This is a genomic window from Olsenella sp. oral taxon 807 (assembly GCF_001189515.2).
Classification (GTDB): Bacteria; Actinomycetota; Coriobacteriia; order Coriobacteriales; family Atopobiaceae; genus Olsenella_F.
In genome coordinates, this window is the sequence record NZ_CP012069.2 from 2721821 (window position 1) to 2747346 (window position 25526).

Here is a 25526-nt window from a genome sequence, read left to right on the forward strand (position 1 = left end):
CATCATCCGCCACCCAGGGCGTCGCGCGCGGCTTGCGGGACCTCCGATGCGTCGACGCTGTCGTAATGCCTGCCCGAGCTACCCTTGGCGTCGATCTTGAGCCACCCCTTCCCGGATGCCTCCCGACCGAAGAGGATGATGCTTACTGTGACACGCGTACCGTCGCCGGTGGCTGCCTCCACGTCGTACACGTAGTTCGTGCACGAACCTGACGCATCGCGATACGAGTCCGAGTGAGAACCCGGGGTCGGACAGCGCGCCCAGACCGTCTGTGACGGTATCGGCAAGAGGCTGTCGAACACGCTCTTTGCCACCGTCCCCGCACCGGCACAGCCCGTACAGCCCTGTAGAGACGAGACGACGAGCATGGTCGCGACAGCCAGCGTAAGGAGCACGCGCCTGCGTCTTTGTGTTCCTTCCATCATGTCAGACACCTCCTCATTCCCCGCGCCGCGCGGGTTCGAAGCGAGAGATCCATGCCGCCATCGCTCCCAAAAGCAGGAAGGTCACGCTCGCACACAGGCCCACGGCCGAACCTATCGCAGAGGCGACGCGGGTTGTGGCAGCTGCGGAACCCGCAGGGCCTGCGGCGATGGAGAGCTCGACGGGCAGGGACCCCAAACGCGCCGCCCAGCTGGTCGGCAGGTACGAGAACGCATTGGCACCGGCAGCGGTGAGCTCACCGGTCATGAGGCCGTGCGCGAGTCCGCCCAGCGAGAAGAACGCGAGCATGAGTCCCGCCGCGCCCGCGGATATGGCCGAATTGCGACCCCAGCGCAACGCAATGGCATAGAGGATGAGGTAGATGGGGGCGCTGCCAAGCGAGAGCCCAAGGGCGGCAAGCGCCCGCGCATCCGGCCCCAGCGCCTGACGCCCAGCCAACACGAAGGGGACGGCGAACACGACCATGGCAAGGGCAAGGGCCGCCGCCCCCATCAGCCAGAGCGCAAAGAGCCTCGCGGCGAGCGCCCGGTATCTTGACGGGACGGAGAGCAGGCCCGAGAGGCCCGTGGCCTCCCCCTCACCATCCGCGTCCAGGCCGCAGATGATGCCCACCATGAGCGGCATCATCGCACCCAAGAACTGCACGAAGGCATCGGCTCCCATCGACGCGTCCCAGGGAGCATAGGCGAAGTACGCCCCGCACGCCATCCCTGCCGCCAGGGCGCACGCCAAGTGCAGCGGCACGAGCGGCGAGTGGTGCAGGCGCAGCGCCTCGGCACGCAAGGCGTGCGGCAGCGTCATTCTTGGCTCGCCGACGGCACAGCCGCCCCCTACCCGACAACGCTCCTCCTCTTTCCGCGCCATCATCGCAGCTCCTCCGACCGGTCGAGCCACACCGCACCAGCAGCGGTGAGCGCAGCCGTGAGCACGGCGGCAACGATGAGCGCCAGTGCAACGTCTGGCCCCTGGGATATCGACTCAACGAGGGCCATGCCGGGGCTGGCAGGCTCACCGCTCGGCAAGACCGGCAGAAAGGCCGTCGGCAACACGATGGTGGCCGCAGGTGGACAAGCAGGCCAGAACGGCACGACCGACCACCCCAAGCTCAAGGCCAGCTGCACCGCCAGCGGGACGAAGACGCCCGCGAGCATCCCGACGCGCATGGTGAGAAGGTGCGTCGCTGGTATCATCCACGAGCCCATGACGGTCAGCGCGAGCGCTACGGCCAGCATCGCCGACATGCTCGCCGCGCCCTGCGGTACCACGAGCGACATTACGGCGTACACGGCAAAGACGACAAGGTTTGACAGCAACAAGAGCGCCAGACACCAGGCGACCTTCGCACCCCACGCCAAGTGCAGCGGCACGCCGCTCGAAAGCAGAGTGTGGTTGCCCAAGCGCGCATCTGCGTTTGCCACCGTCGCGGCAATGAGCGTTATCGAAACTGGCATCAGCAGCGCATACCAGTAGTTCCACGGTGAGTACGACAAGCCGAACTGCGGCACGCTCAGGGCGACGAAGGCTGCCAAGAGCGGAAAGGGCAGGGCCAAGACGATGGCCAGGCGCACCGGAGCCCCATGCCTCGACTTCAGGGCCTCCGCACGCAGGGCACGTACGAAGGAACCCTGTGCGAGCGTGTCCTCGCTACCAGTCCTTGCCATGGCAGCGCCCCCTGCCATGCATTGCCCTCTCATCGTCTTCCCTCCTTCCTGCACACGTTCATGAAGAGCGCCTCCAGGTCCTCGCCCTTGTGCAGCGCGTCCTCGTAGGCGAGCCTGCCTCCGACGATGATGCCCACGGCATCAGCCGTGTGCTGCACCTCGCCAAGGATGTGGCTCGACAGCAGCACCGTGATGCCCTGTTTGGGAAAGCTCCGTATAAGTCCGCGCAGGTCCTCGATGCCAATGGGGTCGAGCCCGTTGGTCGGTTCGTCCAGAATCAGCAGGCGTGGGTGCACCAGCAGCGCAAGCGCTATGCCCAGGCGCTGCCTCATGCCCATCGAGAACCTTCCGGCGCGCTTGGTCCCCGTGTCCGTAAGTCCCACCGCCCCCAAAACCTCATCGATGCGTTCCTCCGGAAGCCCCAACAGCGTGGTACGCACGCGCAGGTTCTCGCGGGCGGTGAGGTTTTGGTAGAGGGGCGGCTGCTCGACGAGCGAGCCGATACGGTAGAGGTCATCGCGCCGCCAGGGACGCCCCTCAAAGAGCATCTGCCCCTCGCTGGGATGCAGCACGCCCGTTACCATCTTGAGCGTGGTCGACTTACCCGCCCCATTGGGGCCGAGCAGCCCGTAGACCTTTCCCTCCTCGACATGCAGGGACACGTGGTCCACCGCCATCTGCGCACTCCCACCACGACCAAAGCGCTTGGAGAGCCCGCGTGTCTCAAGGACGCATCGCGCCATATGTCGCTCCCTTCTTCTCGTCTTCTTGCCTCACCCCCAAGTCTGGACAGAATTCCTAAAGAAGCGCTAAAGGTCGTCGCGACGTGTTCTGCAGCTGCCCGATAGGGCCGAGCGATCGCGGCCTTCCCGCGCTCCCGTGCTTGACGGATACCCCTTATGGGTATATAGTGCGCAGCGGGTTTTGGTGAGGCGCGGTGAGGCGCTAAGAATAGGAGAATGGCGACGTGAGGACAGGCGGGGAGGACACGATGGGCACGGCAGCTGGGCCCCACCCTGATCGCACGGGTCCTCGCACGAAGCACACCCCGCGTCCGAACCAGCTCAAACGTGACGTCACACGCCGCCTGAACCGCGTCATCGGCCAGCTCAACGGCATCAAGGGCATGGTCGAGCAAGACCGCTATTGCAAAGATGTCCTCACCCAGCTCGCCGCCGCCGAAAGCGCCGTCCAGGCAATCTCGCGCTTGCTGCTCAAGGAGCATCTCGAGACTTGCGTGGTCGAGCAGATACAGGAGGGCAACATAGAGGTCGTCGACGAGGTCATGGACCTCCTCAAGAAGTTTGGCGCCTAACGAGGTGCAGGCGCCATGAACGGGACGCAGCGCCATCATGCGGCTACGTCACCTGGTTCCAGCCCACACGAAGGGAGTGACCCAAGCATGCCAAGCGAGACGCCCGCACGGGAGACCTTCGACATCACCGGCATGACCTGTGCCGCCTGCCAGGCGCGGGTCCAGAAGGTCGCGGGCGAGACCAAAGGCGTCACGAACGCCAGCGTCAACCTGCTCAAGAACTCGATGGAGCTTACCTACGATGGTGACCCCGCGACCATAGCCGCCGTGGTCAAGGCCATCGACAGGGCCGGCTATGGGGCAGAGCCGCGCTCGACCGCGACATCTGCGGCCAAAGCTGGCCGGACCACGACCACCCTCGTGAACCCCAAGGCTGGCGCCCAGAGGGCCATCAAGGCCAAGCGGGACCAGCTCGTATGGTCCATCGTCTTTGGCGTGCCCCTCTTCTACCTTGCCATGGGACCCATGCTCTTGTGGCCGGAGCTGCCCGGCCTAGCTGGCATGGAGGGCATGATGGCCTCGGCCGTGACGCAGCTTTTGCTCGCGACCTGCGTGCTCTTTGTCAACCGGGAGTACTTTGTCAGGGGCTTCACGTCCCTTGTCAACCTGGCGCCTAATATGGACTCGCTCATCGCCATAGGCTCGACGGCATCGTACGCCTACAGCCTCGTGGGCATCTACCAGATGGCCCTCTCCCTTGGCGTGGCAGACCTGCAGGCAGCGCACCACGCCATGATGCATAACCTCTACTTTGACTCGGCCGGCACCATCCTCGTGCTCATCACGCTGGGCAAGTACTTTGAGGCACGCGCCAAGGGCAAGACGACGAGCGCCATCAGCGCCCTCATGGATCTTGCCCCCAAGACCGCGACCGTGGTCCGCGAGGGACAGGAGATCCAAGTTCCCACCGAGGACGTCCGGGTGGGAGAGCGCGTGATCGTGCGTGCGGGAGAGTCTGTGCCCGTGGATGGCAGGGTGGTGGAGGGCTCTGCCTCCATAGACGAGTCGGCCATCACCGGCGAGCCCATCCCCGTGGAGAAGGGAGTGGGCGACGCGGTCACAGGCGCCACCGTGTCCCAGCGTGGTTGGATAGCCATGAGAGCCACGGCCGTGGGTGACGACACCACGCTCGCCAACATCATCCGCCTCGTGGACGAGGCCACCAGCTCGAAGGCCCCCATCGAGCGTATGGCCGACAGGATCGCGGGTGTCTTCGTCCCCACCGTCATCGGCATCGCGGCCGTGACCTTCGTCGCGTGGATTGCGCTCTTCACACCGGGCAACTTCTCTGTGGCCTTCAACCACGCCGTCGTCGTACTCGTGATCTCCTGCCCCTGCGCCCTGGGGCTCGCCACGCCGACCGCCATTATGGTAGGCACCGAGCGCGGAGCCAAGTTTGGTATTCTCATCAAGAGTGCCGAGGCGCTCGAGACCGCCTGCAAGCTGGACACCGTCGTCCTGGACAAGACGGGCACCATCACCGAGGGCAGGCCCCGCGTGACCGACGTCGTACCCGGAAGCGAGGTGGAAGAGAGCGAGCTCTTTCGTGTGGCCGCCGCGCTCGAGCGCAGAAGTGAGCATCCGCTCGCCGAGGCCATCTGCGCCCACGTAGACGAGAGGTACCCCAGCGCCGACGGCGGCGTCGCGATCACGGACTTCGAGCAGATTGCAGGGGGTGGCCTCAGGGCAACGGTCGATGGCCGCCTTGCCCTCGCGGGAAACGCCCGCCTCATGGAGGCCGAGGGCATCTCGCTCGGCACGCTTGACGCCCATGCCGACGCCGTAGCCACCCAGGCCAAGACGGCGCTCTTCTTTGCGAGAGATGGCAGGGCCCTCGGCATGGTCGCAGTAGCCGACACCGTGAAGCCGACGTCGCAAGACGCCATCGCCCGCCTGCGCCAGCTGGGCATACGCACCGTGATGCTCACGGGCGACCAGGAGAGGACCGCACGCGCCGTCGCCAACCAGGTGGGCGTGGACGAGGTCATCGCGGGCGTCCTTCCCGACCAGAAGGACCGACTCGTCCACGACCTCCAGCGGAAGGGCCACAGGGTCGCGATGGTTGGAGACGGCATCAACGACGCGCCGGCGCTCGCCCGTGCTGACGTAGGCATCGCCATCGGTGCGGGCACCGACGTCGCCATCGAGTCAGCCGACGTCGTACTCATGCACTCCGACCCCGCCGACGTCGCGACCGCCATCGAGCTCTCTAGGGCAACGATGCGCGATATCAGGCAGAACCTGTTCTGGGCGCTCTTCTATAACTCAATCTGCATCCCGGTGGCCATGGGCGTGCTCTCGCCCTGGGGCATCAGCCTAAACCCAATGATGGGAGCGGCGGCCATGGGCTTCTCGTCCGTGTTCGTGGTCACCAACGCCCTCAGGCTCTTTGGATGGGAGCCCAGTGGGGCAGGCCACAGAGCGAGGGCAGTGGAAGTCACCCCCGCAAAGGATGAAGGCACGACTGACAACGCCTCCGGCACCGCCGAGGCACAGGAGAAGGGAAGCGATAGCATGGCAGTAAGGACACTTTCGATCGAGGGCATGATGTGCGAGCACTGTGTGGCCCATGTGACAGAGGCCCTCAAAGGGGTGCGCGGCGTGAAAAACGTGCACGTGTCACTTGAGGATAAGAGCGCAACCCTCGACGCGGGGCCGCTCGTCTCTAACAAGCGGCTCGAGAAGGCCGTCGAGGACGCGGGCTACAAGGTGACGTCCATCGCGTAGGGACATCGCGCCGCGTAGGTTGCGTCGCCCCTGGAGCTCGCCCCTGGAGGCCGGCGCGAGCGGCACAGCGTACCACGTCGCAACAGTGTACACAAATGACCAAAAACGACGCCGAGAGGCCCTTTTCGCCAATTTGTGTACACTGTTGCATCCCCGCGTCTATCCACAACGGCACAATAGTGTACACAAATGCCCCAAAACGGCTTTGAGAGGCCCTTTTCGCCAATTTGTGTACACTCCTGCCCTTGGCCCCCCAGACAGCCGTGCTATAGTAGAAGACGCACGTTGACAGGTGGCAAAAACAACGGACGAGGGGAACGTGACATGAGCGACAAGATAGGCGGCATCACAGTTCAGAAAACCACGACCGTACCCGCAAGCATTGGCCGTATCGCCATCGCGACAGCGGCGCTGGCGATCTGCGCAAACGTTCAAGTTCCCCTGCAGCCGGTCCCGTTCACCCTACAGATCCTGGCGCTGGGCCTCATCGTCGCCACGCTCAACACGAAGGAGGCCCTCTCCTCCACGCTTGCGTATCTTGTCATCGGCGCTCTTGGCGCCCCGGTATTCGCAGGCGCCATGGGCGGCCTTACCAGGCTTGTCGGTCCCACCGGGGGATTCATCTTGGGGTTTGTGCCTGCCGCTGGCGTTGGGTCTTGGCTATGCGCACGACTCGCCCGCACGAGGCTTCCCCAGGCTACCTCTACGTTTTTCGCCATCGTCGCTGCGATCACCATCGCTTATCTCTTTGGGTGGGCGCAGCTCATGGTAGTCAGGCAGCTCTCGCCTGCTGCTGCCTTCGCAGCGGGGATCGCGCCGTTCGCCGTGATGGACTTGCTCAAGGCCGTCATCGCCACGAGCGTCGTCTCGGCTGGCAGGATTGCCCTCCGCGCACGCAAGTAGCCTTCCACGGAGGTACACCTTTCGGGCCGAGCGACGTCATGCAGCGTGGGCGATTTGTGCCTGCGACGCACGGCAACATGCGCTGGAACCACAACTCTGTGTATTATCACGAGCTGGTCGCGGATGCCGCAGAGAGGGGAGGGTCAGCCCTCGACGTGGGCTGTGGGGACGGCGAGCTCCTGGAGCTGCTTGCAGGGGTGTGCGAGCGCGTCGTCGGGGTGGAGAAGGACCCCGCTGCCGCGCGTGCCGCAGCCGACAGGGCCGCAGGCAATGGCACCGTCATCTGCGGTGACTTCATGGCAGCAAAGAGTCTCCCTTTGGCAGGCTTTGACACGATCACCTGTGTCGCATGCTTGCAGCACCTGCCACTCGAGGCGGCGCTCGCACAGATGGCGGAGTTGCTGCGGCCTGGCGGCAGGTTGCTCGTCATCGGCCTCTCTGCGAACAAGTCGTTGGTGGACTGGCTGCTCTCCGCCCTCATGATCGTGCCTGGGAGGGTGTCTGGCTGGATCCATCGCGAGAGCACCTTCCCTGGCATGAAGGTCGCTTGGCCCTGTGAGTCCTTGGACGAGATCAGGTCCGTTGCCAACATCCTGCTCCCCGGAGCACGGATCAGGAGACGTCTCTACTGGCGCTATTCGCTTATGTGGACGAAGCCCGCTACCTGAGTGGACCGCGACGTTCCGTCGCAGGCACCCGCCCGTGAGGGTGCCTGGCCTTGGGTCAAAGCCCGGTTACCCCTGCTGAGGCTCACCCCTTAGCCGAGACCATGCCGGAGATGTAGCTGAACCGACTGTCTATGTGGCTGATCTCGGCGCTCGCTTGGACCTCCCAGCCCCGCGTCAGGTCGTAGGTCCGCAGCGTGCGGTCGGACTGGGTGTAGAGCGTGTCGCCCCTGACAACGGCGTGGTCGAGCGCGTACCCGAGGTCAACGACCTCGCCGGGGCGCCAGCGCTCCGCCGCCTCGCAGACGGCGGCGGAGGTCGTCTTGCCGTTCGCGTCGTCGTGGACGTCCCCGAACAGGGCGACGAGGCGCTCTCCCCAGGGGACCACCTCGAGGACCTGCCTCCCGAGGTCGAAGGCCTCCGTCGCGCCCGTGGCGGGGTCATACGACCCGAGCACCTGCGACTCCGCGTCCTCGCTGGTGCCCGACCAGCTCGGGAAGTACACCCTGCCCCCCCAGGGAAGCGGGCGGTACTGAGACTTCCCGAAGGCGCTCAGGTCGATTCTCTCGACGAGGGAGAGGTCTAGGTCGTAGGCGTAGAGCCAGGGCCTGTCGTCGGGCGCGGCGATGTCGATGGCGAAGGCGCAGAGCCTGTCCTTGCAGAGCGCGATGGAGTCCACACACACGCCCCGCTCCTCGGCCTCGACGACCTCGCCTCCCGACCTGGAGCAGCGGCTTACGTAGGAGCTGCCGTTGAGGTTGCTGCAGGCGTAGACGTAGTCATCGTTGGCCGCGATCCCGTACATACCCACGCGGTCTATGCGGTGGACCCTCACGCCGAGCGTCGAGAGGTCGATCTCGAGGGCCTTCCTCTCGTCCTTCCTCCCCTGGTACCCCCCGGGAATGACGAAGAGCGCCCCGCCGTGGACGACGGGCAGCTCCCAGCTCTCGCCGAGGCCCGCGTAGGGCAGACGCAGCTCCCCCAGCTCCGCGAGGGCGCCGTCGTAGAAGATGACCCTGCTCGCCGCGATGTTCTCCCGCGTCTCGAGCACGCAGAGGGCAGTCCTGCTGGTGTCGAAGCCTGGGCCGCCGGAGGGACCCCCTTCGCTTGGGGCGGGCGTGCAGCCCGCCCCCGCGAGGCAGGCGCCCAGGGCCGCAGCCAGGCCGAGGAACGTCCGTCGTCTCACCTTCGCCTCTCCTTCGCTATGATCGCATCAGCGTAGCTCCCACCTGAAAGGAGCGCTACCGCGCATGAGTGTACACCGTTCTGGTTTGATCGGACAAGACCAGCTCGGCGGGGTGTATCGCCTGCCCAAAGACCCACGTGTTGAGGTCGATGCCGTACAGGTCGTGGAATGAGGCCCATACCAGCTGGGAGCAGTAGAACCTGTCGCGCGTCTCGACGTCGAAGAAGTTGTAGTTGTACGGCTTACCGCGCTGTCCGGCGCACCACTCTGCGGCAGCGGCGTCCTGGGCCAAAGTGGTTGAGTTGACGGTTAGGCCAATGGTCAAGGTATACTTGTCATCCCAGTGATTTGTCCCAAACTGTACCCCATCCTGGAGGGACTCGACCACCTGCTCCCTGTCGTAGACGATCGCGGCGTGACCTGATGGAACCGACCCCATGTATGGGTCGGTCGTAACAAGGATCTCGCCCTTTCTTGTGGGATAGACACCGCTAGTCGTTGAGTTGATCGAATTGGTTGATTCGGTTGAATTGACGGTCATCCGCAGATCATTGACACTCCCCTTATCGGGAACCACATCCTGCTGCAATGCACTATCCCAGAGGTCCGTGACTTCCTCTTCGGGAAACACGTCCTCAGGGGCAGGGCTAGGGCTGGCAAGCACGGGCGTAGCCATGCCAAACACACATGTCGCCGCCAGAAAGACCGCCACAAGGAGCTTGTAGATTCTCTTACTCTTCACTTCTTAGGCCTCCTTTTTGAGAGGTTTTGGAAGCGAGAAACATAACGACTTGAAACCCTTTGGTCTATCTCGAAAGCTGCTTATCTCAACATCCCAACGTAATCACGCCGTCGTGCAGTGAGGGCCACCTTGGAAGAGCGCGACGGCACCCTAAACTGTTTTGTCATTGAACCCTAGTTCTTTCTGATTGTAGAACTACCGCCTGATCAAACCAAAGAAAATCGAGAAAATCGCAGGTCGAGGCCCCAAGGGGCCTCTCTTGTGCTATATTATATGTAGTGCTACTTACTACTTCCTGTGTGGCACGGGAGGCGACCGGGATGCCGTTCATAAAGGTGCAGAAGCTGGTCAGGGACGAGTCCGGCGCAATCAGGAGCGGGTCCGCCGCCGTGGTCGACACGTCGTACGTGCGCGGCGCCAAGTACCACTCGGCGCAGGCGGTGCGCGAGAGGCTGGGCAAGGTCGTCTGGCTCGCGGACGACAGGCGCTCGGGCGTGTTCGCGTCACCGACGCGCGGCCTGGTGGAGTACGACGCGGACGCCGACGGATTCGCGCCGGTGGCCAAGGGCGACGAGCGGCTGGCGAACACGGGCGCGTTCCCCGAGCCGCCGCGGCACCTGGAGCTCGGCCCCGAGCACCTGCTGCTGTCGTTCCTGGGCGCCGATGGGGTCGCGGGGTGCCTCAGGGAGGCGCTCCCCGACGACCGGTCCTACCAGCGCGCCCTCGCCCACGTCACGCACGGCGTGGTGCGGGACGGGAGCCGCGAGACCTGCGACAACATGGTGGCCAGGTCCTTCGCGGCTCTGGCGCTGCCGGGCGTGCCGCCCGCGTCGCTGAGATCGGACACGGCGTTCTTCTCGGCGATGGGCGCCGACGGGGCGAAGGTCGCGTTCTTCAGGGCGTTCGCCAGGCTCATGAGGAGGACGAAGCCCGGCTTCGGCCGCGCATGCTACGTGGACTCCACCCCGCTCCCGAACGACGCGGTCGACAACCCGCTCAACGCCCTCTGCAGCCACGGGCTGAGGGGCGCGGCGGTCCAGATGCGCCTCGCGCTCGTGCTCGACGAGACGACGGGGCTGCCCGTCTGGTACGAGGTCGTGCCCGGCAACGTACTTGACCTCTCGACCATAAAGACCGTGATGGGCGACGTCCTCGCCACGCTCGGCATCGAGGTCGTAACCGCGGTCCTCGACGCGGGCTACGCGTCGCGCGAGCTGCTCGAGGCCTTCTCCGAGGGCGAGAGGGACGTGCTGGTCAGGATGCCGGCGAGGAGGGGGTACCCGTACCGCGAGCTCTGGCGGGGCGTCCGCTCTCTGATCGGCAAGGGCAAGTACGCGATCACGCGCTCCGGCCACCTCTACTTCGCCAGGAGGCGCGACGTCGAGGTGCAGGGCGTGAGGCTGCACTGCTACGTCTACGTGGACCAGACCAACGCCACGCCGCGCTTCGCCAGGTGGCTGGACAAGAACCAGGAGAGGTTCGACGGGATGTCGCTCGCCGAGAAGGACTGGGAGACCGTGCGGCAGGGCTACTTCGTGCTGATGTCCACCAAGGTCGCGACGCCCCGCGAGATCCTGGACGAGTACTTCTGCCGCACCGAGATCGAGGGCGTCTTCAAGACCAGCAAGGACTACCTGGGCCTGCTGCCGCTGCGCAAGTGGAGCGACCTCACCGTGCGCGGCAAGATCCTCGCCGACATCATCGGCACCATCGTGGTGCTCAGGATGCGCAAGGCGCTCGCCGGGGCCGACGTCTCCCTCACCGAGGTATGGGGCAAGGCCAGGTCGCTGTCCTGCTACACCAACGCCGACGGCAGGGTCGTGGTCGAGACGCCGTCGAGGCAGGTCCGCGAGTACTACAAGGCGCTCGGGGTGAAGGTGCCCTCGTCAATCGACGTCAGGGAATTCGACCGTGACGTCCTCGGCCTGGAGCTGTAGTTCTACAATTAGCGTCATCTAGGGTTGAAGATTGCGGGCCTCATGGCTACGCCTCCTTCCACACAACAATTTGTGTTTGCCTTCGTAAATTGTAAAAGATTTCAGTAATTTATCGTAGTTAATAAATTGTTTGTAACAAGCTAGAAATATCAGTTCCATTTCGAGACGTGACTCACCTTGGGTGTGCTCGACCTGTCACAGCTCTGGTAGTCGGAGTAATCCAGTCGGCAGCAGGGATAGATGCCCGCAAGGGGTCAATCGCTCTGGATTCGCCACTTCGATTTCGTTCAAAATGGGCTCCTCATAGTTTAGCAGGTAGCACAAGGGAGGGCCGTTGGGGGGGTGTAGCTTTCGTGGCGACCGGACGGTATCATTCCGCGCCAGGTCGGCGAGCATGCGAACACACTCCCTACCTTCCGAAGGCGACAAATCTCATCAGATCGACAAGCCCATGGGCGATCATGGCGGAGGCAACATCCCTTCTCCTCTGCAGAACGGCAAACGGCAGCCCAAAGAGCAGTGCCAGGACGGCAGACTCCACCAAACCGTATTGATGTGCCAGGGCATGGGGAACGACCATCATAAACCACATCGTGAGCGTCCGTGGCCTTGACCTATCCCTGCCATACGTAGCTAGACAGAAGACCATGAACGCAGCCCTGCAGACCACCTCCTCCATAATGGCAGGGCTAAGGCTTGCTATGAGCTTGTCCATCGAGAGCGACGGGACAATGGGAGCATTGCTCATGCCAAAAAGGCAGTTGACGACCCCGAGAGACACACCCACGACAACCCCCACGACGATGCTAACCAGCACCGCCCCCTTGCCACCTTCCCTGATGATCGCAAAGCCGCCGACACTACCATGCACGCCAAACATTGCCATCGAGCAGACGAGCGTTGAGGCAAACACGAGCGCTGCCCCGGCAGAAAGACTGTGACTAGCTACCGATGTGGAGATTGCGGCAGCCAATGCCAGAGCAAGCGAAACCCCAACCTGCCTCGGCTGGGGCCTTTCATAGTTGAGCAGCATATACACGGACAAAGCTGATGCCCACACGAGCAGCACAGGCCAGAGCAGCACCGAAAAGCTGAGGTAGAGCACGAAAAAGATCGCGAAGACACCCCACAGCAGGATGGACGGAGCTATCGTCTTTCCCTTGTTCACCCTGCCGACCTCCTTTAGGATGCCAGCTCCTCCACGGCATCGCCGACTGTCCCCATCCGAGGTACCATGCGTATGCCTCGACCCATCGCTCACCGTAATGACTTGCCGGCGAGCTGGACGTTATGGTACATCTATGCTTGCAAAATGTGCAAGACATGTATAGGATAACTTACCACTTCTGAAAGGACACGGACATGGCGAAGAAGGTAGGGAAGGTACTGCTGAGGATCTTTGTGTCCCTCGTCTGCGTCATCGTGCTCATTGCCGTCACGATATTTGGCCTTCGTTGGTACAACGGCAGCAAGTACACGATCATGCAGCGGGCCTTGTCGGTGCGCGAGACCCAGTACGAGACGAACGACTCAATCCGAGCCATCAAGGGCGCCTACCTCAAGGGCTTTCACTTTATCCCGAAGGAGCGCACGCACCCGGGCACCGTTGTCGTCTACGGAGGCTCCGAGGGCTCGCCGGGATACGAGCAGGCAAAGGCGATCTCCGAGCAAGGCTATGAGGTTCTTGGCCTCTACTTCTGGGGACAGGAGGACCAGGCTCCCACCCTCGCAAACGTCCCGCTCGATCAGTTCGAGGAGGTTCAGACCTACATAAGGGACAACGTAGACCGGCCGTCCCCGATCACCGTCATCGGCACGTCGAAGGGCGCCGAGTTCAGCGCCGAGCTTGCCGCACACGGCTTCGCCATCGATAACCTCGTGAACTTCACCCCGGCAGACCACAGCTATGCCGGCCTCGACTACACAAGCCAAAACGAATTCCCAAGCTTCACCTACCAGGGTCAGGCCGTGCCCTTCGTGTCGCTTCGCAAGGCGGATCCCAGTGCCTCGGCAAAGCTCATGTGGGATCTCGCGACAAACTACCCGCCCTCGTTTCGCGCGTCCTATGAGTCCGCTGCCGCCAACGCCGACAACGACACGAGAATCGACCTGTCAGGCTTTAGGGGCAACGCCCTCTTCTTTGCGGGGGATCAGGATGCCATGTGGCAGGGCGACAGCTCGGCAAAGAACCTCGCCTCCCAGTCGGACTCTTTCGAGGCTCATATCTATTCCGGTGCTGGCCACGCATTCTCTGATCACCTTCCCGAGTATGGCAGCGGGTGGGAGATCATGCTCGGTGGCACGGCCAAGGCCGGAGCCAAGGCTCATGCAGACTCGATGAGAATCCTCCTTGACCGCCTGTCCCAGTGGCACGGCCAGATGTGAGGCGGGGTCTTGTGGACCTCTGACGCATGCTGACCCTCTGTCTACGTCGCCATGCGGCAAAGCCGAGCGGGGGCGGATCCTCGCGCTCGGTGCCGCCGGTGCGCTTCTGTCAAACCAGCTTGAGAGCGCGGGGCCTTTCGCGCTACCGCCACGCGGGGCTGCCGTCTTGGGGATGGGCGGCAGCCCCGCGTGGCCGAACGCTCAGTCATGTGCTATGATGGCGACATCGTAGCCCACGAAAGGGAGGTCTTATGGGTAAGAAGTTGTTCAGAAAGTTTATGTGCGTGCTCCTTGCCGCCGTCCTGGCGCTCAATCCCCTCGACACAAAGGCGATTGCCTCGGACTATGCGCCGACGTACACGGTAACGACAGAGGCAGCGCCCGCCCTCGGCGGTCTGGGGGTAAGCCTAGGGGGCATTTTCGGATCCATAGCAGTTGGAGTTGGCGTCGGAGGCGCCACAGTGGCGGCCGATGCGATGCACGACGCACAGCAGCAAGAGGTACGCAGGGACCCAGAGACTGGGAGGGAATACAAGAAGTCCAAGTCTGGAAGTCACAAAGAGAAGGCTGACGATCCCCCCTCGTGGGCATTAGGAGAGCGACCCTACGTCGGCGAGAACGGCAAGGAGTTTGCCAAGCGTGTGATGGACAAATATTTTGGCGAGGGGAATTGGGATCCCAAAGATAATGGGCCAACGAGTGATTATAACAGGATAAAAAAGTGGGGTGACAGGGCCTTTGAGTAAGGTCTATCTCTTGCAGCACTACTACGACTATGGTAAGGAGAGCGAGCACGAGGAGGTGAAGGAACTCGGCGTGTACTCGACGAGGGAGCTCGCCGAGGAGGCGAGGGACAGGTACGCCGCGCTCCCGGGCTTCAGGGACTTCCCGCTTGACTGCTTCTTCATCGCGGAGCCGACCCTCGACAAGGACGCTGGGTGGGAGGAGGGCTTCGTCTCCTGCTGACGGCGGGGCGGCCCCCGCAGCGGGGGCCCAAGATGGAGGGAAGGGGTGAGGGCGCCTTGGCCAGGAAAGTGTACTACTTAGTGCACCGCTACAGGTACGGCAAGGACGACGAGCACGTGGAGGGAAAGCGGATCGGCATGTACTCGACGAGGGAGCTCGCCGAGGAGGCGGCAGACAGGTACCTCCCGCTCCCGGGCTTTAGGGACTACCCACGCGAGTGCTTCCAGATAAGCGAGTTCGTCGTAGACAGGGACATGGCGTGGACGGAGGGGTTCTCCGTCCCGTCCTACCACGTCAACCCGCTCCCCGAGTCCGTGGCCTGGCCTGACTAGGGTTTAGCTGGGTTCCAGATGCAGCGGCGCATCCCCCGTGAGGCGTGTCGAGAGTCTCTGGGGCAGACATCTTCAGCCTATCCCGCGCCGTCGCTCTTGCGGTAAGCTGGTAGATATGATGCGCGGTCAGAAGCCAGCTGGGCTCTCCCTTGGGCGAGAGTCCACGGTGATTGGGGTGACAGGGCCTTTGAGTAAGGTCTATCTCTTGGAGCACTACTACGACTACGGCGAGGAAAGCGAGCACCAAGAAGTAAGGGAGCTCGGCGTGTACTCGACGAGGGAGCTCGCCGAGGAGGCGAGGGTCAGGTACGCCACGCTCCCAGGATTCAAAGATTTCCCGCTGGATTGCTTCTATATCGGAGCGTATACCCTTGACGTGGATGCCGGGTGGTGGGAGGGCTTCGTCTCCTGTTGACAGAGAGGAGGTGGCTCTGTGAGACCCGCCTGCGACGTGAACCTTAGAGTAGGAGAAGGTGCGTCTTGAACACTAAGATATATCATCTGGAGCATTGCTACAGGTATGGTAAGGACAACGAGCATGCCGAGCGAAAGATGATCGGCATGTACTCGACGAGGGAGCGCGCCGAGGAGGCGGCAGACAGGTACCTCCCGCTCCCGGGCTTCAGGGACTACCCGCGCGAGTGCTTCCAGATAAGCGAGTTCGTCGTGGACAGGGACACGGCGTGGACGGAGGGGTTCTCCGTCCCGTCCTACCACGTCAACCCGCTCCCCGAGTCCGTGGCCTGGCCTGACTAGGGTTTGGCTGGGTTCCAGATGCAGTCGCACACCCCCGTGAGGCATGCCGAGAGTCCCTGGGACAGACATCTTCAGCCTATCCCACGCCATCGCTCTTGCGGTAAGCTGGTAGATATGATACGCGGTCAGAAGCTAGCTGGGCTTTTCCTTGGGCGAGAGTCCACGGTGATTGGGGTGACGGGACCTTTGAGTAAGGTCTATCTCTTGGAGCACTACTACGACTACGGCGAGGAGAGCGAGCACCAAGAAGTAAGGGAACTCGGTGTGTACTCGACGAGGGAGCTCGCCGAGGAGGCGAGGGACAGGTACGCCACGCTCCCGGGCTTCAGGGACTTCCCGCTTGACTGCTTCTACATCAGCCTATACACCCTCGACGAGGACGCTGGGTGGGAGGAGGGCTTTCATATCTTTTGGCGGTAAGGCAATTCACGCAAGCGCGGGGCCTGGGAAGGTTTTGCCACTCGTTTGCAAGGGCCTAATCCCCGCCATCTGCTGATGACCTCAAAAATGGCCCTTGAGAAACACCAATGACATCGCGTGCGCATCGGAAGCTGATGAACGGAGTGAGGGAGTCTTGGATAAGGTCTACTATCTGGATCATAGCTATACCTATGGCAAACATGGACAGCACGCCAACACAAAGGGGCTTGGCATGTACTCGACAAGGGAGCTCGCCGAGGAGGCAATAGGCAGGTTCTCCCCACAAGAAGGCTTCAGGGACTATCCACTTGACTGCTTTCGTATCAGCGAACTCGTCGTAGACAGGGATGCAGCGTGGACGGAGGGGTTCTCCTTTCCTTCGCATCACATCAACCCTAAGTCCGAGTCTGAGGCTTGGCCAGACTAACATGGTCTTCATGTCCTTGGCAGGATCCAGCCACAGGCATGTCTTTGTCGCTGCATCTTGTTGGAAAATAAACGAAACCCTCCCAAAAACAAAACGAGCGGGACTCTTAGGATCTGGGGGAATGAGCTTTGAGTAAGGTCTATCTCTTGCAGCACTACTACGACTACGGAAAGGAGAGCGAGCACGAGGAGGTGAAGGAGCTCGGCGTGTACTCGACGAGGGAGCTCGCCGAGGAGGCGATAGACAGGTACGCCACGCTCCCGGGCTTCAGGGACTTCCCGCTTGACTGCTTCTTCATCGCGGAGCCGACCCTCGACAAGGACGCAGCTGGGTGGGAGGAGGGCTTCGTCTCCTGCTGACGGCGGGGCGGCCCCCGCAGCGGGGGCCCAGGATGGAGGGAAGGGGTGAGGGCGCCTTGGCCAGGAAAGTGTACTACTTAGAGCACTGCTACAGGTATGGCAGGAACAACGAGCACGTGGAGGGAAAGCGGATCGGCATGTACTCGACGAGGGAGCTCGCCGAGGAGGCGATAGACAGGTACCTCCCGCTCCCGGGCTTCAGGGACTACCCGCGCGAGTGCTTCCAGATCAGCGAGTTCGTCGTAGACAGGGACACGGCGTGGACGGAGGGGTTCTCCGTCCCGTCCTACCACGTCAACCCCCTGCCCGAGTCTGTTGCCTGGCCGGACTAGCCGGACTGGCGTGAGACCACGTCCTCAAGACCCGGAAACCTGTCAAGATCCTCGCCTAACCCATCCGCCCTGGTAGCAGGCTGGCGCATGTGACGTACGAACAAAGAGCTGATTTGGCAAGGCAGTCAAGGAGACTGCCTTGTCCTGTCGCTAGTGAAGCCAATTTATGGCCTTCTGGCATATGGGCTCATTTCTGCCTGCGTTCTATGGCCATGCAGACCTTGCACACTTGGAGGACCCCATTAAAGTGCACGTTTTCGTCACCTTAAAGAAGTACTAACTGGGCTTTTATCGATCGACCTGACGAGAACGTACACTTTTGAGAGTCCTTTATTTTGAGCTTCACAGCCCTTCCGTAAAAAAGCCCCCGCCCGATGAAAGGCCGCGCCGGGCACATCGCAGTGGATGCGCCCGGCGCGGGCCTTAGGGATCTGTCACGGCAGGCAGGCGCCCGCCACGCGACCAGAATTCGTCACGCGATCATGTTGCCGTACTTGTTGATGCCCTGTATGGTCTTGAACGCCTGGTCCACGCTCACGGGAGCGACGGTTGCCTCGAAGTTCGTGGTCGTGCCATCGGTCGTCGCAATGCCGCCGCTCAGGCCGATGGTACCGTCTCCCTTGTTCGTAACGGCGATGGCCACGGCGTTGCCCGAGACCGCGTCCGTGACGGTGATGATATTACCCTCGTCCTCTGCCTTGCCCATGAAGCTAATGTAATCGCCAGAAGAGGCGAGGATGAACAGGCCGGCCTTGGACCCGTCGGCGTTGCAGATCCAGTAGACCCCCTCGTCGTCCGTATCGATCCCCATGTAGGCCTCAGTGATCTCGTCCTTGGAAATCGTGAAGTCACTTGCCTTGCTGGAGCTCGAATCCTTGGAGCTGGAGTCGCTAGAGCTGGAGCTCGAATCCTTGGAGCTGGAGTCGCTAGAGCTGGAGCTCGAATCCTTGGTTGAGGTGGAACTCTCCGAATCAGAACTCTTTGAGTTCGAGCTACCCGAGCTGGAACTACTTGTCGTGTTCTGCGAGCCGCCGCTCGAGTTGTTCTGCGAACCACCGCAGGCACTCAGGGGTATACAGGCTAGCGCAAGCGCAAGCCCGACGGCAATGATCTTGGCACGAACTTCCTTCTTCATGGTGACTTCCCTTCTAGACGCACGCTTTTATCTTGCAGGCAAGGTCACTCTCCTCAAGTCAGCCCCGTCCAGACAAACGTGACAGGGCCTTGGTGGAGGCGCTTCCTTCCTCTGCGACCAAGAAGATAGTAAGCTCGCTTCGAGAAAGATGAGTCATACCAAAGTATCATGGGCCTCAGGCTGACGTCGCACACCCTACAGGATGCCCAGCTGCTGCGCCGCAGTCTTCGCCTTTGCGCGAGAGGTGACACCGAGTTTCTGCATGATGTGACTGACGTGCGACTTCACCGTGGGGAGCCTGATCCCAAGAACCTCTCCTATTTTTGCGTTGGACATGTCCGAGGCAAGGAGCCTAAGGACCCTCTCCTCTGTGGGCGTGAGTGGTCTCGCAAGCCTCATGGGCTCCTGCAGGAAGCCTGGGTAGAAGGACGCCATGCGCCGCGTCGCGGCAAGCAGCCGACGCATGAACGTAGGATCCTTGTCCCACGTCATGGCCTGCAGCAGCGGAAGAACCGCGATGCCGAAGGTAGAGATAGGCTGCACGAAGGAATAAAGCTGGGCCGTGTCAAGCGCCTGTTCCAGCGAGTCTTGCCACTCTCCAACGTCGCCTGGCCCATCGGGCTCTTGACGCAGGCGCCACTGGGCGATCGCCTCGATCACGTGAAGTGTGATGCTGTCGATGGCCCGGTGCGTCTCGGATAGTATGCGACGCCATGGGGCAAGCACCAACAGAGCACGTTCGGCATCCCCTAGGGCAAGCTCGACTTGAGCAAGTGTCAGGTAGCGGTACCGGTCCATAACGAAGGGGGTGAGCAGCTCTGTTGGTGCCTTGCTGCGATGCCAGCTCTCCCAGGCTGTCCTGTCGCCCCGCCTGAGATCGATGCGGGCAATCGCGGCGTCGATGTTGGGCAGGAAAAAGCTCTCCCCACGCTCCACAAAGCCGCGTCGCAGCACCGTTAGGGTCTGGCGGGCGTCATCGGCCGAGCCCGAATCGAGCTGAACGCGAGCTATGAGGCTTGTGGCGGCAAACTCTATGTCGGGTGTCCCATGAAGGCAGATCTCGGGAATCGTCGCGGCTAGTGTGAGCACAGAGGCCCTGACATCCTCGCCACGCGTGAAACGGCTCTCGGTGATCGCGCACAGCGGAAGTCCCACACCGTCCCTGCCGAGCACACGCGCAACTGGCTTCGCAAGGGTCTTATAGAGCATCCAGTCATGCCGCGACCACTCGCTAAAGTCACGGCCCCCGTTCATGATAGACGGCAGGCCACTGGTAACGGAGAACGAGAAGACATCGCGATCCAGAGAACCGCTCCCCAGGGCGCGCGCCGCTGACACCAGGAGCTGAGACAAGGAGGAGTCTGGCCTAAAATTCAAGGCAACGTCCAGGTAGAGGAGGTCGGACTCTGCGGCACGACGTCGCCTTGCCGTCACGTCTTTCCCGCTCGCATAGGCCTTGAGCCTATCGTACCAGTACCGTGAGGCGGGATAGTCCGCCAGGAGCAACATGAGCATGCTCATGCCCATCATAAGGTCCGGGGACGAGGCGATGTCGTCCTCAGGCAGCGCGAGGTAATATGGTGCCAGCTCACGGAAGTACCCCCTGCGGGGATTCAGGCGCGAGTGGCGCTCGAGGAGCTCTATGACCTTATGGCGCTCACCGCATAGGTCATGGCAGCGAATGGCCAAGACGTGATCGCCGCTCTGCTCAAAGTACATCGCCGCTCGCGCATAGAGCGCCTGACGCTCGGGCCTGCCCCACTCCTGTTCCATCTGCCAGATCAAAAACGACTGCCAGAGGGGCCAGAACGTCAGCCTGCCAAAGGCATTCTGACTGAACATGCGCGTATCACGCTGGAGTCTCCCGATGATTGACTCCACGCGCGGGTTACTCGTAAGCACCTCGGCCAGACTCGCATCAAAGTACTCGAATGGCGACACGCTCAGCATGAGCGAGCGTTCCTCAAGTGAGAAGTCAGCATATATGACCTTCTGCAGATAATTGAAGATTCGCGTCCTCACCGACTCGTAGACATCCTCGGAGAAGCGAGCCGCCCTCATGCCCCGAGCCGCGCGTCGACCGAGCTCGTCTAACACAAGCGTTGCCATGAGCGGATAGCCCTCGGTCAGCTGGATGATCTCGCTCAGCTCATCGCGGGAGAGCTCAAGCCCCCGCCCGCGACTGACCTCCTCAAGAGCCGTCGAGTCGAGCATCAGGTCTTCGGGCTCGATGGTCAGCTCCGTGCGCTCCGCCTCATACTGGACTAACCAGCCCGGCAGAGGACAGCGCCCACAGAGGATGAACCGTGAGAGGGGGTGCGTCCTTATCTGCTCGCTCAAGGCGTCTTCCCCCGCCTTGTCGATGCTCTGCAGATTGTCAACAAGCAGCACCCCGCCGCCGGGCGAGGAAACCGTCTTGCCGTCCGAGACCACAGGAGAAGCCGTTCCGAGAGGGATGGGTGCGCTTCGCTCATCGGGGAGAATGTCTGCGAGCCTGAGCGCAAAGTCAGGAGCGCCCGCATCGAGGCTCTTGTACTCGATGCCCCCACGCCTCAGCAGTTCGATTGCGCTTGAGGTCTTGCCGCACCCCGCCGGTGCGCTGAACAGGATGACGCGACAGCCTCCAATCGCATCAGAAAAAAGCTCGGAGAGGCTCTGGGTAATGGCGATGGGATTGTCAGCCATCATCGGACTCCTCGCATGCGAAGCGAGCGGCCCTACCGGGGCGTCAACCCCATCCATTGCCGCTTCTTTGCGTCACAACACTTTAACTCTAGCATCAAGGTCTTCATATACATCTGAATAGTACTATATCATGAGCGGGCAAGCACGCTGACACAAATCTGGAAATATATTGAAGCATATGGAGGGACCGGCGCGCCATAACCCCAGCCCTTCGACACTACCTGACACTACGGGAAGGGTCGCCTACGCGAGAACAGACATGATCAGAGGAACTGCCCGGTGCGCAAGGTAGAGCGGAATGTTCAGCATTGTGCCGTCACACGAGAGCTCCCTCATGGAAAACCGCACTCGCACAGGTGTGCCCTCCGGGTGCCTTTGGGCGTAGTGGCGCAGACTACGGGCCGTGACCGACGTACCCGACTTGACCTCCATAGGAACGATGGCATTGCCGATCTGCGCGATGAAGTCAACCTCGTGGCGCGGCTTGTTGCTCGTCCAATAGCGAGGTGTCACGTCCAGCTGGGGAAGGAGGGCCTGAAGCGCGTAGTTCTCTGCAAACGCTCCCTTGAACTCCAAGAAGAGGGCATCCTCTTGGGTAAACGCCGAGGCCGCAAGCCGGGAAAGTCGCCTCAGGAGCCCCACATCGAGGGCGTACAGCTTAAAGGAGGAGGGGTCATCATAGGCGGCAAGCGGGATGCCATGCGCGGCGTTGAGGCGAACCCGCGTGAGGAGGCCGGCGTCACAGAGCCACTCGACGGCATTCTCGTACTCGCGGGCACGTGCCCCATCCCGCGCCAAGCCCCACATGAACTTCTTGTTTTCTCGTGCGAGCTGTGCCGGAAGGGAATTCCAGATCAGAGAGAGCTTAACAAACTGGCCGCGACCGCCGTGCTTTGCGAAGTCGCGCTCATAGGAGTCAAGAAGATCCGAGAGCAGCTTATCGACCTCAAGGATATCCTGATGTTCTGACCACCGTGCAACCACCTCAGGCATGCCACCCGTCATGAAATAGCGACGCAGCTGCTCGACAAGCTGATTTGAGAAGACCTCGGGCAGCGGTGCCAGCTGATCGAGCTGATTGAGGTAGGTGTCGAGGTTGCCATGCCCCACTCCGCGAAGAAACTCAGAGAACGTAAGCGGGTACATGTCGAGAAACTCCACCTTGCCGACCGGAAACGAGCTCGTCGATCGAGACAGCATGACGCCGAGCAAAGAGCCGGCGCAAGCTACGTGGTACTCGGGAGCCATCTCGGCGAGCGGCTTGAGCGCTCCGATTGCCGCAGGACAGTCCTGGATCTCGTCGAGGATGAGGAGGGTGTGTTTTGCGTCGATGGGCTGACCCATCGCAAGGGAGATGTTCTGAAGCATGCGCCGCGGATCATGGGTACTTTGGAATAGCGGCGCGAACTCACTCGGTATGCCCGGGGCGATCTCCTCGAGGCTGAGGTAGACGCAGTTTTGGTAATGGGCTTTGCCAAACTCTCTGAGGGCCCATGTCTTGCCCACCTGACGAGCCCCTTTTAGGATGAGCGGCTTGCGATGGGGCGACGCCCGCCAGGTATCCAAGCTCCTTAGAACGTCTCTGTCCATTCCAACCTTTCCAAAATGTGATCTGTATCACATTATATAGGTAAAAAATGTGATGGCTACCACATTTTGAGAGACTTCGTGAGTTCGTGTGGGTAGGTGGTTGCGTCACCGCCCCGATGGGGCGGGCCTCAGGTCCGAACACCTGAGTAGCACGGGGCCATGGGGCCCTCGGTGTCGTGGGACCCGTGGCCCCGCCCAGTCGCGCGAGCGGCCGTGGGGACGCAAGAGTGTACACAAATTGGCGAAAACGGCCTCTCGACGCTGGTTTGGGGCGTTCGTGTACACTGTTGCGACGCGATTCGCCAAAGCGTCGACCCACACAACCCCCCGAAGAGCCCATTTTGAGAGGCATTTACTCATGGTTGCGGGGCTTGGGTCTGGACAGAATCGCCCTTCGAGGTAAGGTGCAGGCAAAAGTTGGAGCGAGCAGCCCTCCAGACAGGGGCTCCCCAACGGCAGCCGCCCACCACGGACGAGGGCGGCCAAGGCCCTGCCCAGCTGAGGTGTGCATGACGGGACGAGGCGTTCGAGGCCCACGTGATGGGGGGCGGGTGCCCCTACAGCCCGAGCGCCTCGAGCTCCTTGGCGGTCTTCTCGACCTGTATCTCGATCTCCTTGGCGTTCTTGCCGATGATGGACTTGAGACCAAACAGCCCAGAGGTCACCGTGTTGATCGCCTCGTTCACGACGGCATTCGTGACGCCCGCCTCCTGGTTCTTCTGGACCTGGATTCTGTGCTTACCAAACATCGTGACCCACACCTGATTCTGGCTGTCGAGGGCAGGAAAGACGATAACGTCGGCAAAGCCGTTCTTTACAAGCTCCGGCTTACCCGCGTAGAAGCGCTCGTCCTTGATGCGCTCGTACAGAGCCTTGGTGTCAGCGAAGGGCTCTTTGGTCTTGACGTGCTTGAGCTTGAATCCGAATGCCATGATGGCCTCCTTCTTCTCGTGATGACAGGTACCGCTGCGCCTCCTCTGCTGCGCAGAAACGAGTGTAGGCAGCCCCGCCCACGGCTCCCTCATACCAAAGTATGGCCCCTCGCAGTTTTTGGCGGGGACGGCGGAAATGCGCGGGAAAGGTGGCCCTTGTGCCGATCAAGCGATATCATGCATAGATAGAACTGCGAGCGTGCGGGAGCTGTCGTGGACGCAGGTGACGCGAGGGTCAGCGGCCGCACCAGGGAACCCGTTCTGGAATCAAGAAGAGACAGCAGCGTCCACGTACCGACGGGTCTATACGACGTGTAGGGGGCTGGTGGCATGAGGCCGAGGGTGAGGGCATCTTTTGGCATCACGGGGGACGACTTGGACCTGGGCGCGATAACCGAGTCACTGGGGATCGCACCGACGGAGGTCTACCGGAAGGAAGATGCCCGTGCGGTAATCAAGGAGATGGGCCTCGCAGCCGACACGTGGGGGTACACCATCCCACGGGCGGAGTGCACGTCCGTCTCCGAGCGGATCGGGGCGCTGGAAGCCGTGTTCGGCGACAGGACAGGGCAGATCTCCGCCGTCCGGGAGAGGTACGCGGCCAACGTCAGCGTGGAGCTCTCCCTGCACGCGGTGATCGGCGACGAGCCGGACCTGACCCTCACGAGGGGCGACCTGGCGTTCCTGGGCGCGCTGGGCGCCGAGTTCGGGATAGACCCCTACCCCTACTACCCCGACGAGACGGACGACCTGCCCCCCGTCGGCGAGGGGGCCTGACGTGAGGCCGCGGGTCGAGACGACGCTCTGCGTCACCGGCGGGAGGCTGGACTTCGGGGCGATAGGCGCTGCCCTGGGCATCGGGCCAACGTCCGCCTGCCGCGCGGGAGAGCTGCCCGCCGCGGTCGCGCGGGCGGGCCTCGCCTGTAGCGACGAGTACCACCGCGCCTCCCTTGCTGCACAGGGGTGGGCATAGGTAGCCCCGCCTGTGGCTTTCGCACCAAAGCGTGGCTTTTGTGCCGAACAAACGATATCATATGCAGGTAGGGTTGCGAGTGTAGGGGAGCTGTCGTGGACGCAGATGACGCGAGGGTCATCGGCCGCACCAGGGAACCCGTTCCGAAATCAAGAAGAGATAGCAGCATTCACATATCAACAGGCCTATAACGTGTAGGGGGCTGGTGGCATGAGGCCGAGGGTGAGGGCATCTTTTGGCATCACGGGGAACGACTTGGACCTGGACGCGATAACCGAGTCACTGGGGGTCGCTCCAACGAGTACCCGGCTCAAGGAGGACTTCCCCGAAGTGAGCCAGAGAATGGGCCTCGCAGCCGACACGTGGGGGTACACCATCCCACGGGCGGAGTGCGCGTCCGTCTCCGAGCGGATCGGGGCGCTGGAGGCCGTGTTCGGCGACAAGGCAGGGCAGATCTCCGCCGTCCGGGAGAGGTACGCGGCCAACGTCAGCGTGGGGCTCTCCCTGCACGCGGTGATCGGCGACGAGCCGGACCTGACCCTCACGAGGGGTGACCTGGCGTTTCTGGGCTCGATGGGCGCCGAGTTGGGGATAGACCCCTACCTCTACTACCCCGACGAGGGCGACCTGCCCCCCGTCGGCGAGGGGGCCTGA

29 protein-coding genes are annotated in these 25526 nt (G+C 62.2%); 18 read left to right on the forward strand and 11 right to left on the reverse strand.

The annotated features are described in order from the left end of the window. Positions 1 to 2 precede the first annotated feature (2 nt). The 4 genes from ADJ70_RS11705 to ADJ70_RS11720 are packed head-to-tail and all read right to left on the reverse strand — an operon-like array spanning position 3 to position 2848. The gene (locus tag ADJ70_RS11705; RefSeq protein ID WP_050341634.1) at positions 3 to 425 is read right to left on the reverse strand and encodes a hypothetical protein; all 423 of its coding nucleotides are present in this window, start codon (positions 423 to 425) and stop codon (positions 3 to 5) included. 13 nt (positions 426 to 438) lie between these two features. After that, positions 439 to 1311: a lantibiotic ABC transporter permease gene (locus tag ADJ70_RS11710; protein ID WP_050341636.1), complete on the reverse strand. Its 873-nt coding sequence runs from the start codon at positions 1309 to 1311 to the stop codon at positions 439 to 441. Further along, positions 1308 to 2105 (reverse strand): bacteriocin ABC transporter permease, encoded by a 798-nt coding sequence (locus ADJ70_RS11715; protein ID WP_050344570.1) that lies wholly within the window; start codon positions 2103 to 2105, stop codon positions 1308 to 1310. Before ADJ70_RS11715 ends, ADJ70_RS11710 begins: the two co-directional genes overlap by 4 nt. A gap of 29 nt (positions 2106 to 2134) precedes the next feature. Beyond that, the gene (locus ADJ70_RS11720) at positions 2135 to 2848 is read right to left on the reverse strand and encodes a lantibiotic protection ABC transporter ATP-binding protein (RefSeq protein WP_050341638.1); all 714 of its coding nucleotides are present in this window, start codon (positions 2846 to 2848) and stop codon (positions 2135 to 2137) included. A 224-nt stretch (positions 2849 to 3072) separates the two neighbouring features. On the opposite strand from ADJ70_RS11720, the gene ADJ70_RS11725 reads away from it, so the two are divergent. From ADJ70_RS11725 to ADJ70_RS11740, 4 genes are all read left to right on the forward strand, one after another. Next, positions 3073 to 3420: a metal-sensing transcriptional repressor gene (locus ADJ70_RS11725; protein ID WP_371256066.1), complete on the forward strand. Its 348-nt coding sequence runs from the start codon at positions 3073 to 3075 to the stop codon at positions 3418 to 3420. A gap of 87 nt (positions 3421 to 3507) precedes the next feature. Beyond that, positions 3508 to 6147 carry a heavy metal translocating P-type ATPase gene (locus ADJ70_RS11730; RefSeq protein ID WP_050341642.1) on the forward strand — a complete coding sequence of 880 codons (2640 nt, stop codon included), beginning with the start codon at positions 3508 to 3510 and terminating at the stop codon, positions 6145 to 6147. A 324-nt stretch (positions 6148 to 6471) separates the two neighbouring features. Next, positions 6472 to 7050 carry a biotin transporter BioY gene (locus tag ADJ70_RS11735; RefSeq protein WP_050341644.1) on the forward strand — a complete coding sequence of 193 codons (579 nt, stop codon included), beginning with the start codon at positions 6472 to 6474 and terminating at the stop codon, positions 7048 to 7050. A 38-nt stretch (positions 7051 to 7088) separates the two neighbouring features. Further along, entirely contained in the window at positions 7089 to 7718 is a 630-nt protein-coding gene (locus ADJ70_RS11740) for a bifunctional 2-polyprenyl-6-hydroxyphenol methylase/3-demethylubiquinol 3-O-methyltransferase UbiG (protein WP_216597265.1), read from the forward strand. 82 nt (positions 7719 to 7800) lie between these two features. Here ADJ70_RS11740 and ADJ70_RS11745 read toward each other — a convergent pair whose 3' ends face one another. Together ADJ70_RS11745 and ADJ70_RS11750 are read right to left on the reverse strand one after the other, a co-directional pair. After that, positions 7801 to 8901 carry a hypothetical protein gene (locus ADJ70_RS11745; RefSeq protein ID WP_050341646.1) on the reverse strand — a complete coding sequence of 367 codons (1101 nt, stop codon included), beginning with the start codon at positions 8899 to 8901 and terminating at the stop codon, positions 7801 to 7803. A 55-nt stretch (positions 8902 to 8956) separates the two neighbouring features. After that, entirely contained in the window at positions 8957 to 9643 is a 687-nt protein-coding gene (locus ADJ70_RS11750) for a YiiX/YebB-like N1pC/P60 family cysteine hydrolase (RefSeq protein WP_050341648.1), read from the reverse strand. 320 nt (positions 9644 to 9963) lie between these two features. Between ADJ70_RS11750 and ADJ70_RS11755 the strand changes: the two genes are divergently transcribed. After that, a complete protein-coding gene (locus ADJ70_RS11755) occupies positions 9964 to 11580 on the forward strand; it encodes a transposase (protein WP_050340583.1) in 1617 nt (538 codons plus the stop codon). Positions 11581 to 11989: 409 nt separating this feature from the next. Here the strand turns inward: ADJ70_RS11755 and ADJ70_RS11760 are convergent, their stop codons facing one another. Continuing rightward, positions 11990 to 12748: a type II CAAX prenyl endopeptidase Rce1 family protein gene (locus tag ADJ70_RS11760; RefSeq protein WP_050341650.1), complete on the reverse strand. Its 759-nt coding sequence runs from the start codon at positions 12746 to 12748 to the stop codon at positions 11990 to 11992. A gap of 194 nt (positions 12749 to 12942) precedes the next feature. Here ADJ70_RS11760 and ADJ70_RS11765 point away from each other — a divergent pair, with 194 nt between their 5' ends. From ADJ70_RS11765 to ADJ70_RS11810, 10 genes are all read left to right on the forward strand, one after another. Further along, a complete protein-coding gene (locus ADJ70_RS11765; RefSeq protein WP_050341652.1) occupies positions 12943 to 13965 on the forward strand; it encodes an acyl-CoA thioester hydrolase/BAAT C-terminal domain-containing protein in 1023 nt (340 codons plus the stop codon). A 251-nt stretch (positions 13966 to 14216) separates the two neighbouring features. Next, entirely contained in the window at positions 14217 to 14711 is a 495-nt protein-coding gene (locus ADJ70_RS11770) for a hypothetical protein (protein ID WP_050341654.1), read from the forward strand. Continuing rightward, on the forward strand, positions 14704 to 14931 hold the full coding sequence (locus ADJ70_RS11775) for a hypothetical protein (RefSeq protein WP_050341656.1): 228 nt from the start codon (positions 14704 to 14706) through the stop codon (positions 14929 to 14931). The genes ADJ70_RS11770 and ADJ70_RS11775 overlap by 8 nt, the downstream gene beginning before the upstream one ends. Positions 14932 to 14987: 56 nt before the next feature. Next, positions 14988 to 15263, forward strand: coding sequence for a hypothetical protein (locus ADJ70_RS11780; protein WP_216597266.1), 276 nt, complete (start codon positions 14988 to 14990; stop codon positions 15261 to 15263). Between the two features lie 187 nt (positions 15264 to 15450). Then, positions 15451 to 15678: a hypothetical protein gene (locus ADJ70_RS11785; RefSeq protein ID WP_157051529.1), complete on the forward strand. Its 228-nt coding sequence runs from the start codon at positions 15451 to 15453 to the stop codon at positions 15676 to 15678. Between the two features lie 65 nt (positions 15679 to 15743). Further along, the gene (locus tag ADJ70_RS11790) at positions 15744 to 16019 is read left to right on the forward strand and encodes a hypothetical protein (protein ID WP_216597267.1); all 276 of its coding nucleotides are present in this window, start codon (positions 15744 to 15746) and stop codon (positions 16017 to 16019) included. Between the two features lie 186 nt (positions 16020 to 16205). Then, positions 16206 to 16439: a hypothetical protein gene (locus ADJ70_RS11795; protein ID WP_157051530.1), complete on the forward strand. Its 234-nt coding sequence runs from the start codon at positions 16206 to 16208 to the stop codon at positions 16437 to 16439. A 154-nt stretch (positions 16440 to 16593) separates the two neighbouring features. Beyond that, complete coding sequence (locus ADJ70_RS11800; RefSeq protein ID WP_050341658.1) at positions 16594 to 16866, forward strand: hypothetical protein; 273 nt, start codon at positions 16594 to 16596, stop codon at positions 16864 to 16866. A 128-nt stretch (positions 16867 to 16994) separates the two neighbouring features. Further along, positions 16995 to 17225: a hypothetical protein gene (locus ADJ70_RS11805; RefSeq protein WP_062393147.1), complete on the forward strand. Its 231-nt coding sequence runs from the start codon at positions 16995 to 16997 to the stop codon at positions 17223 to 17225. 56 nt (positions 17226 to 17281) lie between these two features. Next, entirely contained in the window at positions 17282 to 17557 is a 276-nt protein-coding gene (locus ADJ70_RS11810) for a hypothetical protein (RefSeq protein WP_216597268.1), read from the forward strand. 472 nt (positions 17558 to 18029) lie between these two features. Here the strand turns inward: ADJ70_RS11810 and ADJ70_RS11815 are convergent, their stop codons facing one another. The 4 genes from ADJ70_RS11815 to ADJ70_RS11830 form a co-directional block, all read right to left on the reverse strand. Further along, positions 18030 to 18692, reverse strand: a complete 663-nt coding sequence (locus ADJ70_RS11815) for a hypothetical protein (protein ID WP_050341664.1) — start codon at positions 18690 to 18692, stop codon at positions 18030 to 18032. A gap of 195 nt (positions 18693 to 18887) precedes the next feature. Then, positions 18888 to 21377 (reverse strand): LuxR C-terminal-related transcriptional regulator, encoded by a 2490-nt coding sequence (locus ADJ70_RS11820; protein ID WP_172674504.1) that lies wholly within the window; start codon positions 21375 to 21377, stop codon positions 18888 to 18890. 243 nt (positions 21378 to 21620) lie between these two features. Further along, a complete protein-coding gene (locus ADJ70_RS11825) occupies positions 21621 to 22967 on the reverse strand; it encodes an ATP-binding protein (protein ID WP_050341668.1) in 1347 nt (448 codons plus the stop codon). A gap of 557 nt (positions 22968 to 23524) precedes the next feature. Further along, on the reverse strand, positions 23525 to 23899 hold the full coding sequence (locus ADJ70_RS11830) for a hypothetical protein (RefSeq protein WP_050344581.1): 375 nt from the start codon (positions 23897 to 23899) through the stop codon (positions 23525 to 23527). Positions 23900 to 24229: 330 nt separating this feature from the next. Here ADJ70_RS11830 and ADJ70_RS11835 point away from each other — a divergent pair, with 330 nt between their 5' ends. The 3 genes from ADJ70_RS11835 (at position 24230) to ADJ70_RS11845 (ending at position 25526) form a co-directional block, all read left to right on the forward strand. Further along, positions 24230 to 24676, forward strand: a complete 447-nt coding sequence (locus ADJ70_RS11835) for a DUF4279 domain-containing protein (RefSeq protein WP_083444004.1) — start codon at positions 24230 to 24232, stop codon at positions 24674 to 24676. A 1-nt stretch (position 24677) separates the two neighbouring features. Continuing rightward, complete coding sequence (locus tag ADJ70_RS11840) at positions 24678 to 24872, forward strand: hypothetical protein (RefSeq protein ID WP_050341672.1); 195 nt, start codon at positions 24678 to 24680, stop codon at positions 24870 to 24872. A 210-nt stretch (positions 24873 to 25082) separates the two neighbouring features. Next, entirely contained in the window at positions 25083 to 25526 is a 444-nt protein-coding gene (locus tag ADJ70_RS11845; RefSeq protein WP_083444005.1) for a DUF4279 domain-containing protein, read from the forward strand.

What these genes read in the sequence shown, in the direction of transcription:
- ADJ70_RS11705 (WP_050341634.1), bottom strand. Translation starts at nt 425, where the DNA reads ATGATGGAAGGAACACAAAGACGCAGGCGCGTGCTCCTTACGCTGGCT.
- ADJ70_RS11710 (WP_050341636.1), bottom strand. Translation starts at nt 1,311, where the DNA reads ATGATGGCGCGGAAAGAGGAGGAGCGTTGTCGGGTAGGGGGCGGCTGT.
- ADJ70_RS11715 (WP_050344570.1), bottom strand. Translation starts at nt 2,105, where the DNA reads ATGGCAAGGACTGGTAGCGAGGACACGCTCGCACAGGGTTCCTTCGTA.
- ADJ70_RS11720 (WP_050341638.1), bottom strand. Translation starts at nt 2,848, where the DNA reads ATGGCGCGATGCGTCCTTGAGACACGCGGGCTCTCCAAGCGCTTTGGT.
- ADJ70_RS11730 (WP_050341642.1), top strand. Translation starts at nt 3,508, where the DNA reads ATGCCAAGCGAGACGCCCGCACGGGAGACCTTCGACATCACCGGCATG.
- ADJ70_RS11735 (WP_050341644.1), top strand. Translation starts at nt 6,472, where the DNA reads ATGAGCGACAAGATAGGCGGCATCACAGTTCAGAAAACCACGACCGTA.
- ADJ70_RS11740 (WP_216597265.1), top strand. Translation starts at nt 7,089, where the DNA reads ATGCAGCGTGGGCGATTTGTGCCTGCGACGCACGGCAACATGCGCTGG.
- ADJ70_RS11755 (WP_050340583.1), top strand. Translation starts at nt 9,964, where the DNA reads ATGCCGTTCATAAAGGTGCAGAAGCTGGTCAGGGACGAGTCCGGCGCA.
- ADJ70_RS11765 (WP_050341652.1), top strand. Translation starts at nt 12,943, where the DNA reads ATGGCGAAGAAGGTAGGGAAGGTACTGCTGAGGATCTTTGTGTCCCTC.
- ADJ70_RS11770 (WP_050341654.1), top strand. Translation starts at nt 14,217, where the DNA reads ATGGGTAAGAAGTTGTTCAGAAAGTTTATGTGCGTGCTCCTTGCCGCC.
- ADJ70_RS11815 (WP_050341664.1), bottom strand. Translation starts at nt 18,692, where the DNA reads ATGAAGAAGGAAGTTCGTGCCAAGATCATTGCCGTCGGGCTTGCGCTT.
- ADJ70_RS11820 (WP_172674504.1), bottom strand. Translation starts at nt 21,377, where the DNA reads ATGGCTGACAATCCCATCGCCATTACCCAGAGCCTCTCCGAGCTTTTT.
- ADJ70_RS11825 (WP_050341668.1), bottom strand. Translation starts at nt 22,967, where the DNA reads ATGGACAGAGACGTTCTAAGGAGCTTGGATACCTGGCGGGCGTCGCCC.
- ADJ70_RS11830 (WP_050344581.1), bottom strand. Translation starts at nt 23,899, where the DNA reads ATGGCATTCGGATTCAAGCTCAAGCACGTCAAGACCAAAGAGCCCTTC.
- ADJ70_RS11835 (WP_083444004.1), top strand. Translation starts at nt 24,230, where the DNA reads ATGAGGCCGAGGGTGAGGGCATCTTTTGGCATCACGGGGGACGACTTG.
- ADJ70_RS11845 (WP_083444005.1), top strand. Translation starts at nt 25,083, where the DNA reads ATGAGGCCGAGGGTGAGGGCATCTTTTGGCATCACGGGGAACGACTTG.